The organism is Saccharopolyspora shandongensis (genome assembly GCF_900106995.1).
Taxonomy (GTDB): Bacteria; Actinomycetota; Actinomycetes; order Mycobacteriales; family Pseudonocardiaceae; genus Saccharopolyspora; species Saccharopolyspora shandongensis.
Map to the genome: position 1 here is coordinate 1 of NZ_FNOK01000035.1, position 13,207 is coordinate 13,207.

Genomic DNA, 13,207 nt, shown 5'->3' on the forward strand with positions numbered 1-13,207 from the left:
GCCGCCGGCGGAATCGGAACGGCCTCCATCCAGACGGCCAAGGCATTCGGAGCCGGCCAGGTCATCGCGGTCACCTCGACCGACGAAAAAGGCCGCACCGCAATCGATGCCGGCGCCGACGAATACGTACTGGCAGACGGATTCAAAGACCCGGTCAAAGAACACACCAAGGGCCGCGGCGTCGACATCGTCGTCGACCCGGTCGGCGGTGACCGCTTCACCGATTCGCTGCGCTCACTCACAACCAACGGCCGATTGCTGGTGATCGGCTTCACCGCAGGCTCGATCCCCGAAGTCAAGGTCAACCGCCTGCTGCTGAACAACATCGACGTCATCGGCGTCGGCTGGGGCGCCTACGCCCGCCCACGCCCGGGCTACCTCCACTGGCAGTGGTCAGAGATCGAACCCCACATCACCTCCGGCACCATCACCGCACCCATCGGCGGCAGCTACCCCCTCGACGACGTCATCAGCGCACTCAAGGCAATCGACGACCGGCAAGCGACCGGCAAGTTGGTGCTGAAGATCCGCTGACCAAAAATGGCAGGCGAAGATACCCTGGCGCCATTCTTGTAAGCGATGCCGTGAGCAGCCGCGATTCGCCAATGCCCGCAGCGTCCGCAACGCCATAGAGCGCGCCCGGTATGCCAAGAGACTGGTCGATGACGGTGTCGGAGCGCTGTCGAGGGACGATCTCAAGCGGCTGGAGACCGAGGACTTCTTCGCCAGCCGAGTGTTCGCCCGAAATTCGTTCGCGTACACGACAGCGGTCCGCGCACGCAGTTGGCAAAAAGGGTTAGACATCCCTGCTGATCAAGCCTGCGTTTCCCGGGGTGGGCTGCCACGGCCGGGCGGCGACTTCCGCTTCTCCGGAGTACAAAGTCCCAAGGCCTTTGCGATCAAGGATGGAATCATCACCATGCTCATCGGAGTGACCAGGGAGACCACACCCGGGGAGACCCGGGTCGCGGCGACCCCCACCACGGTCGGCCAGCTGATCTCGCTCGGGTACGACGTCGTCATCGAAGCGGGTGCCGGGCATGCCTCGTCGTTCTCGGACGACGCCTACGTCGCCGCCGGCGCCAAGATCGGCACAGCCGAACACGCCTGGACGGCGGATGCCGTGTTCCGGGTCAACGCGCCGACGCTGGAGGAGGTCGGCTGGATCGGTACGGGCTCGACGCTGGTCAGCACGCTCGCCCCCGCTCTCAACCCCGAGCTGGTCGACGCGCTCGCCGCGCGGCCGATCACCGTGCTGGCGATGGACGCGGTGCCGCGGATCAGCCGGGCGCAGTCGCTCGACGTCCTCTCGTCGATGGCCAACATCGCCGGCTACCGCGCCGTCATCGAGGCCGCGCACGAGTTCGGCCGGTTCTTCACCGGCCAGGTCACCGCCGCGGGCAAGGTCCCGCCGGCGAAGGTGCTGGTCGCGGGTGCCGGTGTCGCCGGACTCGCCGCGGTCGGTGCGGCGTCGTCCCTCGGTGCGATCGTGCGGGCCACCGACCCGCGCCCCGAGGTCGCCGACCAGGTGAGGTCCCTCGGCGGTGAGTACCTTGCCGTGGACGTCGAGCAGGAGGCCTCGACCGACGGGTACGCCAAGGCCACCTCCGAGGCGTACGACAGGAGGGCCGCTGAGATCTACTCCGAGCAGGCCGCCGACGTCGACATCATCGTCACCACCGCGCTCATCCCGGGACGTGCGGCGCCGCGCCTGATCACGGCGGCGGACGTCGCCAGCATGAAGCCCGGCTCCGTCATCGTCGACATGGCCGCGGGGCAGGGCGGCAACGTCGAGGGAAGCGTTGCCGGCGAGCGGATCGTGACCGACAACGGCGTGGTCATCCTCGGCTACACCGACCTTGCGGGCCGGCTGCCCACCCAGGCCTCGCAGCTGTACGGCACCAACCTGGTCAACCTGATGAAGCTGCTCACCCCGGACAAGGACGGCCAGGTCGTCCTCGACCTGGACGACGTCGTGCAGCGCGGCATCACCGTCGTCCGCGGCGGCGAGAAGCTGTGGCCACCGCCGCCGGTGCAGGTCTCGGCCGCCCCTGCTGCCGCCGCCCCCGTCGTAGCGGCCAAGGAGGACAAGAAGCCGCTGCCGGCCACGGCCAAGCTCGCATTGGTCGGCCTCGGCGCGCTCGCGGTCTTCCTGGTCAATGCCTGCGCCCCGGACCCGCTGCCGCGGCATTTCACCGTACTGGCGCTGGCGATCGTGATCGGTTACTACGTCATCGGCAAGGTGCATCACGCGCTGCACACCCCGCTGATGTCGGTCACCAACGCGATCTCCGGCGTGATCGTCGTCGGCGCGCTCCTCCAGGTCGGCCAGCACGACACCATCATCCAGGCGCTCGCGGCCATCGCGATCCTACTGGCGGCTATCAACATCTTCGGCGGCTTCGCGGTGACGCGTCGCATGCTCGCCATGTTCACGAAGGGCTGACCGACATGACCGCCACCTCCATCGCGACTGCGGCGTACCTCGTCTCCTCGCTGCTGTTCATCCTGGCGCTGGCCGGACTCTCCCAGCACGTGACGGCCAAGCAGGGCTGGACGTGCGGCGTCGCCGGGATGGTCATAGCGCTGACCGCCACCGTCGGCCTGGTGATCGACGGCCACTCGAGTGTCGGGCTGCCGCTGCTGCTCGGCGCGGTCGCCATCGGCAGCCTGATCGGCCTGTGGCGCGCTCGCGTCGTCGAGATGACCGGGATGCCCGAGCTGATCGCGCTGCTGCACTCCTTCGTCGGCTTGGCTGCCGTGCTCGTCGGCTGGAACGGCTATCTCGAGGTCGAGGGCCAGGGTCACGGGCAGTTCGCGGGCGCGCTGCTGCGCATCCACCACGCGGAGGTCTTCATCGGCATCTTCATCGGTGCGGTGACCTTCACCGGCTCGGTCGTCGCGTTCCTCAAGCTCTCCGCGCGGATCAAGTCAGCCCCGCTGATGTTGCCTGGCAAGAACCTCATCAACGTCGGAGCCCTGGTCGCCTTCGCAGCCCTCACCGTGGCGTTCGTCGTCAGCCCCCAGCTGTGGGAGCTGGTCGCCGTCACCGCCCTAGCGCTCGCGCTCGGCTGGCACCTGGTCGCCTCCATCGGCGGCGGTGACATGCCGGTCGTGGTCTCCATGCTCAACAGCTACTCCGGCTGGGCGGCGGCCGCCTCGGGCTTCCTGCTCGACAACGACCTGCTCATCGTCACCGGCGCCTTGGTCGGCTCCTCGGGTGCGTACCTGTCGTACATCATGTGCAAGGCGATGAACCGGTCGTTCATCTCCGTCATCGCCGGCGGCTTCGGCATCGAGGCGAACAGCGGCGACGATACCGACTATGGCGAACACCGCGAGGTCTCCGCGCAAGACACCGCGGACCTGCTAGCCGGCGCCTCCTCGGTCACCATCACCCCCGGCTACGGCATGGCGGTGGCCCAGGCACAGTACCCGGTCGCCGAGCTGACCCGGATCCTGCGCGAACGCGGCGTGAACGTGCGCTTCGGCATCCACCCGGTCGCCGGCCGCCTACCCGGCCACATGAACGTGCTCTTGGCCGAGGCGAAGGTGCCCTACGACATCGTCCTGGAGATGGACGAGATCAACGACGACCTCGCCGACACCGACGTCGTCCTCGTCATCGGCGCCAACGACACCGTCAACCCCGCCGCCACAGAGGACCCGGACAGCCCGATCGCGGGCATGCCAGTGCTCCGCGTCTGGGAAGCCGCGAACGTCGTCATCTTCAAACGCTCCATGGCCGCGGGCTACGCCGGCGTGCAAAACCCGCTGTTCTTCCGGGACAACAGCCAAATGCTCTTCGGAGATGCCAAGCAGAAGGTCGAGGAAATCGTCCACATCCTCGCACCCGCCCGCGTGTGAACGCTGTCCCGCTCGGAACTACGATTCTGGGTCTGGCCTGTAGGTTCTCCACGCAGGGCAACGGCCTCCAGGAGGCGCCGGGGCCCGGGATGATCCTTCGATGCCGCTGTCGATCGTCACCGCACTGGTCCGAAATCTGATCAAGGTGCCCGCTGCTGTGCTTCGCAGGCGCGTGACCAAGGATGCTCGCCGTCCTCTCCCGAAGCGCTCAACGCCGCCGCCGACACCAGCCACCTCGGCGATAGCGACTTCGTGCACTACCGCCCCGGCGAGTTCCTCGGCAACGAACAGCGCTGACCTGCGGGTCGCGGGGGGATAATGGGTCTGAGTCCTGATCCTTCGACCGGCGCGGGGCGCGGATGCGTGGGAAATTGCGGCACGGCAACGTTCCGCTGCGGGGAATCGCCATCGTGGCCATCCTGCTCGTGATCGCCGGGGCGGCCACCGCCTCGGCGACCCTGCTGTTTCTCGGTGAGCAACCCTCGCCGCCGCAGCTGGCCGCCCCGCCTCCAATCCCCGCGCCGGGACCCGAGCCGGACCATGCGTTGCGCGACGGCCAGCCCGGCGAGGTGGGTCTGAACCCCGCGCCGATCGCGGCGGCACAAGGACAGCTCGCTGCGGGGACCCAGCCGTCGCCGGGGCATCCGCACCCGTCGTATGCCGGTGAGGTCAGCCTGCTGGCGCGCGACGGGGTGGTCGTCAGCCGGCAGGCCACCGGATTCGCGCTGCGCTACGCCGACGCGCAGGGACCTGAGCTGCCGGCCGAGCAGCAGGAAAAGACGCAGAACGACACGATCTTCGACCTGGCGTCGCTGACCAAGCTGTTCACCTCGATCGCCGTGCTGCAACTCGCCGACGACGGCCGTGTGAACCTGAACGCGCCCGTGGCGGACTACGTCCCGGAATTCGCCGCCAGCGGCAAGCAGAAGATCACTGTTCAGGAGTTGCTCACGCACACCTCCGGCCTGCAGGCCAAGATCGAACTCTGGCGGCTGCCCCCGCCCGCCCGCCTCCCCGCGGTTCTCAGCGCGACACCGCAGAACCCGCCCGGTGCGGTCTACCGCTACTCCGACCTGAACATGATCACGCTAGGTGTGCTGGTCGAACGCATGTCGGGCCGGCCGCTGGATGCGGTCGTGCACGACCGCATCACCGCGCCGCTGGGCATGACCGACACCGGGTACCGGCCGCCCCGGGACAAGCTGCACCGCATTGCCGCCACCGAGTTCGAAACCGACCCGCCGCGTGGCCTGGTGCGCGGCGAAGTTCAGGACGAAAACGCGTGGTCGCTGGGCGGTGTCGCGGGTCACGCGGGGATCTTCTCCACCGCCGACGACCTGGCAGTGCTCGGGCAGGCCCTCCTCGATGGCGGTACCTACCGCAACCAGCGCATTCTCCGGCCGGAGACCGTGCGTGCCATGCTCACCAACTACAACACCGCGTTCCCCCGCAACGCGCACGGACTCGGCTTCGAACTCGACCAGCCCTGGTACATGGCCGGCCTCAGCGGCCCGCACACCGCCGGGCACACCGGATTCACCGGCACCTCCCTGGTGATCGACCCGGGCTCCCGATCGATCGTGGTGCTGCTGACCAACGCCGTGCACCCCTCGCGCACGTGGGGCTCGATCGGGCCTGCACGGCTGGAAATCGCTCAGGGCATGGCCTTGGCATTGGGACCGCCGGGCCACGACGGCTAGGCCCGGGAAGCCACGGCACGAGGAGCCAGCGATGAAACGACGCCGCGTGGTGCTCGCCGCGGGTGCGGCGGCGATCGTGGCAGGCGTGCTCGCCTGCGGCGGACCGCCGTCGGCCAATGCACCGCGCCCAGCACTGCCGGTCGCCACGACGCCGGCCCCGCCGCCAGCAACCGCCCAGCCTCCGCCCGCCGCAGCCGCTGTTCACCTGGTCGCCGCCGGCGATCTGGGGGCAAGCTGGCATCCCGGCTGCCCAGTGCCGCCGGAAAACCTCCGCCTGGTCGACGTGCCGTATCTGGGCATGGACGGAAAGCCGCACATCGGGCAGCTGATCGTCAACCAAGACCGGGTCGAGCAGACGATCACTGCCTTCAATGAGCTCTTCCGCCTGCACTTCCCGATCCAGCGCATCCAGACCCCGGACCACTACCCCGGAGCCGAGGACGAGTTGTCGATGGAGGACAACAACACCTCCGCGTTCAACTGCCGGGGCATTCCCGGAAGCAGCGAGTGGTCCCAGCACGCCTTGGGCAGAGCCATTGACATCAACCCACTGCTCAATCCCTCGGTGTACAAGACCGGCCGCTTCGAACCGACAACGGCAGCACAATATCTGGATCGCACGCGCAAGGACGCCGGTCTGCTGCATGACGGCGACGCTGCGGTGCGCGTCTTCACCGACCGCGGCTGGACCTGGGGCGGCCACTGGGCGGACCCCAACGACTACCAGCACTTCGAGCTGCCGTGATCAGCAACCGCCTCACAGCAGCGCGAGTTGCCCTTCCTGCCACGGTCCACATCGGACTCCGCAGCGCCACCGCCGAGGATGCGGGAGTTCTGCTCACGCGCCTTGCGCTCGATCCCGTATCACTGCTTCGCCTCCGCTAGAAGTGAAAGCACACTGCCCTGATAGGACTGGGTCGGACACGGCTACGAGACACCCGATGTCGTAGCGCGTCGCGAGTCCGCGCCATTGTTTGGTCAGGGAGAAGGAACGTTCGACGACGTTGCGGCGCTTGTAGGTCGCGGCGTCCAGTGCATCCCCGGCGTAGCGGCGGTGCCGTTTCCGCACCGACTGCCACGGACCGAACGGCTCACGAGGCAGGTCCCGCCACGGGATCCCGGTCCGGTACCGGTAGACGATCCCCTCGACCACCCTCCGGTCATTATGAAACGGGCGACCACGACGACCCTCGTTCGAGGACAGCAACGACTCGATCCGCTCCCACTGCTCATCAGACAACGACCGAAACCGCGACGAACTCACCCGCGCATCATGCCGTGATTTCGCGGATGAGTTCTGACCCGCGCAACGGAATCGCCCTCAACGCCTCTCGTACCTGGTCAGGACCACCCCACCGGGAAACGCCCGCGTCTCCACCAGGTTCAGGTTCACCCAGCTGTCCAGCATGGTGAAGAACGGCGTGCCGCCGCCCACCAGGACCGGATGGGTGACGATCTCGTACTCATCGACCAGCCCAGCCCGCATGGCCGCCCCGGCCAGCATCGCACCACCGACCCTCATCGGCCCGCCGTCCCCGGCCTTGAGCCGGGTGATCTCGGCGATCGCGTCGCCAGTCACTATGCGGGTGTTCCAGTCGACCTTGTCGATCGTCGTGGAGGAGAACAGCACCTTCGGCGTGTCCCGCCAGTTCCGCGCGAACTCGATCTCCGCCGGAGTCGCACCCGGCTGCTGGTCACCTGTCGGCCAGTAGGAACTCATCGTCTCCCACAGCCTGCGCCCGTACAGGAACAGGTCGATCGCCTGCTCCTGCTCGAGCCACCACTGGAACAGCTCGTCACTCGGCCCGCCCCAGCCAAGGTCGCCGCCGGCCGCGGCGATGTAGCCGTCCAGGCTCAGGTTCATACCGTAGATCAGTTTCCGCATGGCACCATCCTTCCGTCAGTCGGTCTGAGGCGTATAGACAGGCGCGGCGCAGGGAACTCATCGGTGCGAGCTCTCGGCTCGCACAGGTAGTCCTCATGTTCCGGACGCGGCGTGGCGTACGCACTCGAATCCCCACGGATCACAACGAACAGCTCCACCTTGCTACGACGCAAGCTCTCCCTTCAACTACCACAGCACACGCGTCATCCTCCGATGCGTGGGGCCACAACACATCCGGTCAAGCCCCGACCAATGCCACGCACCCCAACAACAAATTAGGAGACACGCCTTAGCGGCGTTGTCCCGGCTGATCCCGCGTCGCCGCTGGGTCGAGGTGTTCGCCGCCAACTGCTCGACAGGTTCCTGATCGTCAACGAACGACACCTTCGCCACATCCTCACCGTGTACGTGCGGCGCTTCAATGCCGCACGTCCGCACCGAACCCTGGCACACGGCGAGTACCCGGGCCCGGGTGCGGCCCAGGAGCGCACCGAGGGGGTCCGAAGCCGTTCTCACGGGCTCCGGCCGTTCAGCGGGTCGGTACGCAGATCTCCACCGGGGTGGCCAGCAGCCGGGACGGGCTCAGCCCGAACATCGCGTGGAACGCCGCGCTGAAGTGCGAGGGGTTCGCGAACCCCGCCGCAGTCGCCGCGGCGGTCAGGTCGGCCCCGCCCGCGATGTGGCCGGCCGCGGCGAGCATCCGGGACCAGAGCCGGTAGCGGCGCAACGTCGTACCCGTGTCCCGCTTGAACAGCCGCAGGAAGTGCGAGGTCGACAGGTGGACGGCGGCGGCCAGCCGTTCTGCGGACAGGTCCGGGTCCGCGCGCAGCAGCTCCAGCGCTTCCCGAGACCGATCGTCCACAGTGGTCGGCTCACTCCCGGCGGCGCGCTCCACCCAGCGCCGCACCGCGTTCGGATCGGCCAGCCGTCGGCCCAGCTCGGCCAGTTCCCGCTCGCGCTCATGCCCGTTGTGGATCTTGGTGGCCGGCCGCATCCGCGCTCGGCAGGACCGCTCCCGGGCCGAGCCCGGTTCGACGAAGTAGAACGCCATCCGGCGACCGGGCGAGCTGATCCGGTTCGGCAGCCGGGGCGGGATGAAGGCGCTGAGAACGCGCGAGCTCGCGCCGTCGACCAGCACGTCCAGCGCCTCGTCGACCCCGACCGCCAGGCATGACACCGAACCGGAGTGCGCGTCCAGGCGCAGCGACGGCCCGGCGTAAAGCGCCTCGCCCGGCCACAGCCACACCACTCCGCGCTCAGGAGAGCACGTTTCTGAAAGCGCCCCACCTCCCGCCTCGCGCATCGTTGCCGTCGATCGAGTCGGGAGGAACGCAGTGGGAACAGCATCACTTGTCATCGTGGCAACCTTCTTCGCCGGCATGGGCCTGTTCGGGCTCATCGCGCCTGCGGCGCTGGTGCGGCCGTTCGGGATCCGGGCGAGCACCCCGGAAAGCCGATCCGAAGTGCGCGCGGTGTACGGCGGGTTCGGCATCGCGATCGCGGTGCTGTTGGCGGTGGCGGTGCCGGACGTCGCCGGGATGCGCCGCGGCATCGCGGTAGCCGTCGCCGCGGCGCTGCTCGGGATGGCCTTCGGGCGGGTGGTGTCCAGGGCCGTCGACCGGCCCACCCGGTTCTACCCGATCTGGTTCTACTGCTGCGTCGAGATCGTCGCCGCCGGGATGCTGCTCGGTGCGGCGGCGGGGTGAGCTCACGACAGCGAGGCGAGCATCGCATCGGTGTCGGCGAAGGCGGAGCCGAAGCCCCGGGCGTCGATCAGCGTCAGGTCGATGTCCCACAGCACGAGTCGCGTCACCGCACCATCCTGCCAGCCGAACGCCCGGAGCCGGCCATCCCAAGGGTTCAGGACGCGAGGTCGCTGCGGGCCGTTTCCTTGACGATCAACATGCCCACCACCGTCAGCGCGACGCAGCGTCCGGCGTTGGAAGCGGTCCGATCAGCGCGAGCCCGCGCGCACCTACCGGGAGGCGCTCCGCCTGGGCCGACCTGCGCATGCCACGCCGCGGCGCCCCAAATCGAGGATGCGCCGACTCACTTCTCGAGTGCTGCGCGTTGCGCCGGGCTCAGGCGGTCTGGTCTCGCGCTGAGGGCGTACGTCTCGGGCCCGGTGGCCCGCAGGGCGAGGGGATCGGCGATCGCCGGTTGATGCCGGATCGCATCCAGCGCGGCGGTGGCGCGCTCCCGGGGCCAGTCGAGTGCGGTGGCCAGCGCGTCCAGGGTGAGCGGCCGACCGGCGTGCGCGAGGGCGGCGAGCGCGGTCAGCGCGTCGTGCACGACGGCCTCGGCGAGGTTGCTGCCGCTCATCTGCTCGCTGAGCCGGGCGAAGAACCGGCCCATCTTGCCTAGCCGGGCGCCGGCGGTCGTGTCGGCGCCGAAGATCTCGATGCCCCGCTGTGCGGCGGTCGCGATCTCGCCGTGTGCTCCGGTGTCGGCCTGCCACGCCCGGAGCCAGACGCCGTCGTCGATGGCGTACCGCTCGCGGCGCCCCCCGGAATCCTGTTGGCGCACCACCAATTCCATGGCTTCGAGGTAGCCGATGGACTTGGACACCGACGCCGGGCTGACCTGCAGCCGGTGCACCAGGTCGGCTGCCGTCAGGCCGCCGGCGTCGGCGGTGAGCAGGCAGACGAACACCCGGGCGGTCATCCGGGGCAGGCCGGTCGCGGCCAGCCGGGCCGCGAACTGGTCCACGAAGTCGCGCACCACCTCGGTCGACTGCCCGTCGGTCGCCGGCTCGGCAGGCCGGGCCGGCTTGCGCCGGCGGGCGCGGTGGCCGGCGGCCTGCTGCGCGTGGTCGGCCAGGTAGTCGCCCCATGCGGCGTTTCGCGCCACCTCGCGGCTGATCGTGGACGTCGGTCGGCCGAGCCGCCGGCCGATCTCTGCGTAACCGAGCCCGTCGGCCAGCCATGCCGCGATCCGCCGGCGGTCCTCGTGGGTCAGCCTGCCTCCTGGCACCGGCACACCTCCTCTTGCATTCATCGACAGTACATTGCAACGGCCTCTCCGAACAGTTGCATTTGTTCTCAATTCTGTTGCAACGATTGGCTTCATAGCGTCATTCTGCGCGTTCATTTCGTTGACTAATCTGTAAACGCAACGTAGCTTTTTCTCATTCGGAAAGAGAGGGGCACAACGATGCACGTGATGGCCGTATCGACCGTCTCGGAGGACGGCAAGTTCTGGAGTGGCCTGAAGAAGGCGCACGCCAAGCTCCCCAAGGGCGCCAAATGGAAGCTGGCGGTCGCGAGCAAGGACGGGGCCAAGGCGGTCAACGTCATCGACCACGACTCCATCGACGCCGTTCGGGACTTCTTCGAGGCGCACACCGGCGCCTACGCCGCTACGGAGTACTTCGAAGCGGACGCCGCGAACGCGGTCGGTCTCCCGCGATGACGCTCGACGTGCCGCGGATTCGAGCCCGGGTCGCGGAACTCCTGGCGGAGTACGGAATCCCGAGCGCCTCGATCGGCGTGCTCCACGACGGAGAACTCGTCGAGCTCGCGATCGGCGTCAAGAACGTGGAAACGCGGGAGCCCGTTACGACGGACACCCTCTACCAGTGCGGCTCCATGACCAAGACGTGGACCGCGCTGGCCTTCATGCAGCTCGTCGACGAGGGGAAAGTCGATCTGGACGAGCCGGTGCGAACCTATCTGCCCGGCTTCAGGGTCGCCGATCCGGAGGCGAGCGCCACGGTCACCCCACGGCACCTGCTGTGCCACACCAACGGCATCGAGGAAACCTACGGCGATCCCGGGGAAGAAGACGACGTCTACGAGCGCATGGTCGAGAACATCGCCGACGCGCCCCAGGTTTTCCCGGTCGGCCACACCCACGGTTACAGCGCGGCGCTCGGTTACGCGATCCTCGCGCGGATCCTGGAGGTGCACGACGGCAAGCGCTGGGACGACGCCATGCGGGATCGCCTCTTCGATCCCATGGGCCTGACCAGCACGAGCAGCCGACGCGAGCAGGTGGACGAAACCCGCGCCGCGACCGGCCACCTGATCCGTTCCCCGGAAGAAGGCCCCATCGTCACCCCGGTGGACTACCTGCCGCGCGCCTTCGACCCCGGCGGGGGCATCACCTCGACGCCCCGGGAGGTGCTCGCGATGGCGCGCGTCCTGCTCGACGAAGGCATGGCGGCGAACGGAAAGCGGATCGTCTCAACCGAGGGCACCCGGGAGATGATGCGTTCGCGGGTGCCCGTACCGGATCCGCACATGTTCGGGCCGGAATGGGCGCTCGGTCTCATCGCGTGTGACTGGCACGGCGAAACCGTCTACGCGGCCGACGGGAGCACGATCGGCCAGAACGCCCGGCTACGGCTCCTGCCGGACTCGAACACCGCAATCGCGATGCTGACGAACTGCGGACCGCGGGAAAGCTTCTACCGCACGGTGTTCAACGAGATCCTGACCGACCTCGGCACGGTCACCATCCCGGACCTGCCCGCACCGGACGCGACGCGGAACCTCGACCTGTCCAGCTACGTCGGCGTCTACGAGCGCCCCGGCGCGCGCTACGAGGTGTCGGCCGAAGACGGAAAGCTGCACCTGGCCCTGGTCCTCGACCCGATGGAGGCGGAGTTCCTCCAAAAACCGGACCGCATCGGGTACGAGCTGCTCCCGGTGAGCGAGACGCATTTCCTGATGCGGCCGGCGGATTCCTCGGAAGACACCCAGACGGTAGCGATCTACGACTTCACGAACGGCGCTGCCGGATACCTCCACACCAACTGCCGGGTGAACCCGCGATCGGGTTGACCGGGTTCCTGCTGCGGCTGGGGATGCGGCGTTTTCGCGCGAAACCGGCGTTTCGCACGCGTGGCGGCGCCGTTTTCGCGCGAAAACGCCACCTTCACCCGGAGGGGTCAACACCCGGGCAGAAACGGCGCCGTCAACTCTCTGCCGGATCCTCGCCTCCGTCGGCACCCCCCTGTTCCTCGAGGATGGCGAACGCCCCCGCTAGCGCCTTCACCTGAGCAGGGTTGAACAGCTCGACTATCGCGGTCTGAAGTGCCATCGCGGCGAACCGCTTTCCGCGGGGCGCGGCGGACAGCGAATCCTTCATCCACGGGAAGCGCGCCTGGTGCTGCCGGATGTCGACTGCGAGGCGCCGGGCGAGCTCCTCGATGACTTCGTCGTCGGCGTCCTCGGGCAGGTTGTCGAAGCGGTCGTCGTTCTCGCTCGACTCGGATAGCAGCACCCGGAAGTCTTCGAGCGCGTAGGCGTCGAAGATGCGGGAGTACACCGTGATCAGCCCGCGATCGCGCTCCGACAACGAGTCCGCGACCGGCTGGAATGGGGTCGGAGTGTCGATCGGTGCGCGGAACTTGAGGACGAGCGCCAGCTCCGAGCGAATGCGCTGCAGCCGCTCGATGGTCGCGGCGAGATCTGCGTCCAGCACTCGGATCGCCGCCTCCGGGTCTTCGTCCGCCCTTCCCATCGTGCGGATCTGGGCGAGCGGAACCCCGAGTTCCTTCATCCGGATGATCTGCAGCACCCGGATCAGGTGCGCGGTCCCGTACTGCTTGTAGCCGTTCGACGTGCGTTCGGGCTCGTCGAGCAGACTGACCTGGTGGTAGTGGCGGATCGCCTTCACCGTGGTGCCGGCCAGCTCGGCGAGTTGCCGGGTGCTCCAGCCCATCGCGGCGCCCTCCTGCTCTCGAGCCCAACGGCGAAGACCGTCGTGGGAACAGCATAGAGAAGGCTCATGGTCGTCGGCATTTAGCACT

The 13,207-nt window shown here is 68.2% G+C and carries 13 protein-coding genes and 1 pseudogene; 9 read left to right on the forward strand and 5 right to left on the reverse strand.

The window, feature by feature from the left end; translation table 11 throughout:
- From BLW84_RS29495 to BLW84_RS29515, 6 genes and pseudogenes are all read left to right on the forward strand, one after another.
- A partial coding sequence (locus BLW84_RS29495; protein ID WP_143061144.1) for a zinc-binding dehydrogenase occupies nt 1-534 on the forward strand: 534 nt, incomplete at its 5' end.
- A 19-nt stretch (nt 535-553) separates the two neighbouring features.
- A pseudogene (locus BLW84_RS50400) lies at nt 554-709 on the forward strand (hypothetical protein); the annotation flags it as partial.
- A 222-nt stretch (nt 710-931) separates the two neighbouring features.
- Nucleotides 932-2,446, forward strand: coding sequence for a Re/Si-specific NAD(P)(+) transhydrogenase subunit alpha (locus tag BLW84_RS29500; protein WP_281247462.1), 1,515 nt, complete (start codon nt 932-934; stop codon nt 2,444-2,446).
- Nucleotides 2,447-2,451: 5 nt separating this feature from the next.
- Complete coding sequence (pntB, locus tag BLW84_RS29505; protein WP_093271826.1) at nt 2,452-3,867, forward strand: Re/Si-specific NAD(P)(+) transhydrogenase subunit beta; 1,416 nt, start codon at nt 2,452-2,454, stop codon at nt 3,865-3,867.
- A gap of 359 nt (nt 3,868-4,226) precedes the next feature.
- Nucleotides 4,227-5,567 (forward strand): serine hydrolase domain-containing protein, encoded by a 1,341-nt coding sequence (locus tag BLW84_RS29510; RefSeq protein ID WP_245761467.1) that lies wholly within the window; start codon nt 4,227-4,229, stop codon nt 5,565-5,567.
- 46 nt (nt 5,568-5,613) lie between these two features.
- Nucleotides 5,614-6,312: a M15 family metallopeptidase gene (locus BLW84_RS29515; protein WP_245761468.1), complete on the forward strand. Its 699-nt coding sequence runs from the start codon at nt 5,614-5,616 to the stop codon at nt 6,310-6,312.
- A gap of 93 nt (nt 6,313-6,405) precedes the next feature.
- Here the strand turns inward: BLW84_RS29515 and BLW84_RS50405 are convergent, their stop codons facing one another.
- The 3 genes from BLW84_RS50405 to BLW84_RS29530 form a co-directional block, all read right to left on the reverse strand.
- Entirely contained in the window at nt 6,406-6,831 is a 426-nt protein-coding gene (locus BLW84_RS50405; RefSeq protein WP_143061146.1) for a transposase, read from the reverse strand.
- A gap of 57 nt (nt 6,832-6,888) precedes the next feature.
- Nucleotides 6,889-7,452: a dihydrofolate reductase family protein gene (locus BLW84_RS29525; protein ID WP_093271833.1), complete on the reverse strand. Its 564-nt coding sequence runs from the start codon at nt 7,450-7,452 to the stop codon at nt 6,889-6,891.
- 529 nt (nt 7,453-7,981) lie between these two features.
- Nucleotides 7,982-8,698 carry a helix-turn-helix domain-containing protein gene (locus BLW84_RS29530; protein WP_245761469.1) on the reverse strand — a complete coding sequence of 239 codons (717 nt, stop codon included), beginning with the start codon at nt 8,696-8,698 and terminating at the stop codon, nt 7,982-7,984.
- A gap of 112 nt (nt 8,699-8,810) precedes the next feature.
- Between BLW84_RS29530 and BLW84_RS29535 the strand changes: the two genes are divergently transcribed.
- Nucleotides 8,811-9,158 (forward strand): DUF4345 domain-containing protein, encoded by a 348-nt coding sequence (locus BLW84_RS29535; RefSeq protein ID WP_281247463.1) that lies wholly within the window; start codon nt 8,811-8,813, stop codon nt 9,156-9,158.
- 343 nt (nt 9,159-9,501) lie between these two features.
- Here BLW84_RS29535 and BLW84_RS29540 read toward each other — a convergent pair whose 3' ends face one another.
- The gene (locus tag BLW84_RS29540) at nt 9,502-10,425 is read right to left on the reverse strand and encodes a GbsR/MarR family transcriptional regulator (RefSeq protein WP_093271937.1); all 924 of its coding nucleotides are present in this window, start codon (nt 10,423-10,425) and stop codon (nt 9,502-9,504) included.
- Nucleotides 10,426-10,614: 189 nt separating this feature from the next.
- Between BLW84_RS29540 and BLW84_RS29545 the strand changes: the two genes are divergently transcribed.
- Together BLW84_RS29545 and BLW84_RS29550 are read left to right on the forward strand one after the other, a co-directional pair.
- Nucleotides 10,615-10,863: a hypothetical protein gene (locus BLW84_RS29545; protein ID WP_245761470.1), complete on the forward strand. Its 249-nt coding sequence runs from the start codon at nt 10,615-10,617 to the stop codon at nt 10,861-10,863.
- On the forward strand, nt 10,860-12,236 hold the full coding sequence (locus tag BLW84_RS29550; RefSeq protein ID WP_093271842.1) for a serine hydrolase: 1,377 nt from the start codon (nt 10,860-10,862) through the stop codon (nt 12,234-12,236). Before BLW84_RS29545 ends, BLW84_RS29550 begins: the two co-directional genes overlap by 4 nt.
- 133 nt (nt 12,237-12,369) lie before the next feature.
- Here the strand turns inward: BLW84_RS29550 and BLW84_RS29555 are convergent, their stop codons facing one another.
- Complete coding sequence (locus tag BLW84_RS29555) at nt 12,370-13,206, reverse strand: helix-turn-helix domain-containing protein (protein WP_245761471.1); 837 nt, start codon at nt 13,204-13,206, stop codon at nt 12,370-12,372.
- Nucleotide 13,207 lies beyond the last annotated feature (1 nt).

Excerpts from the sequence above, each read along its gene's own strand:
- BLW84_RS29550 (WP_093271842.1), top strand. The coding sequence starts at position 10,860 with ATGACGCTCGACGTGCCGCGGATTCGAGCCCGGGTCGCGGAACTCCTG.
- BLW84_RS29510 (WP_245761467.1), top strand. The coding sequence starts at position 4,227 with ATGCGTGGGAAATTGCGGCACGGCAACGTTCCGCTGCGGGGAATCGCC.
- pntB (WP_093271826.1), top strand. The coding sequence starts at position 2,452 with ATGACCGCCACCTCCATCGCGACTGCGGCGTACCTCGTCTCCTCGCTG.
- BLW84_RS29525 (WP_093271833.1), bottom strand. The coding sequence starts at position 7,452 with ATGCGGAAACTGATCTACGGTATGAACCTGAGCCTGGACGGCTACATC.
- BLW84_RS29545 (WP_245761470.1), top strand. The coding sequence starts at position 10,615 with ATGGCCGTATCGACCGTCTCGGAGGACGGCAAGTTCTGGAGTGGCCTG.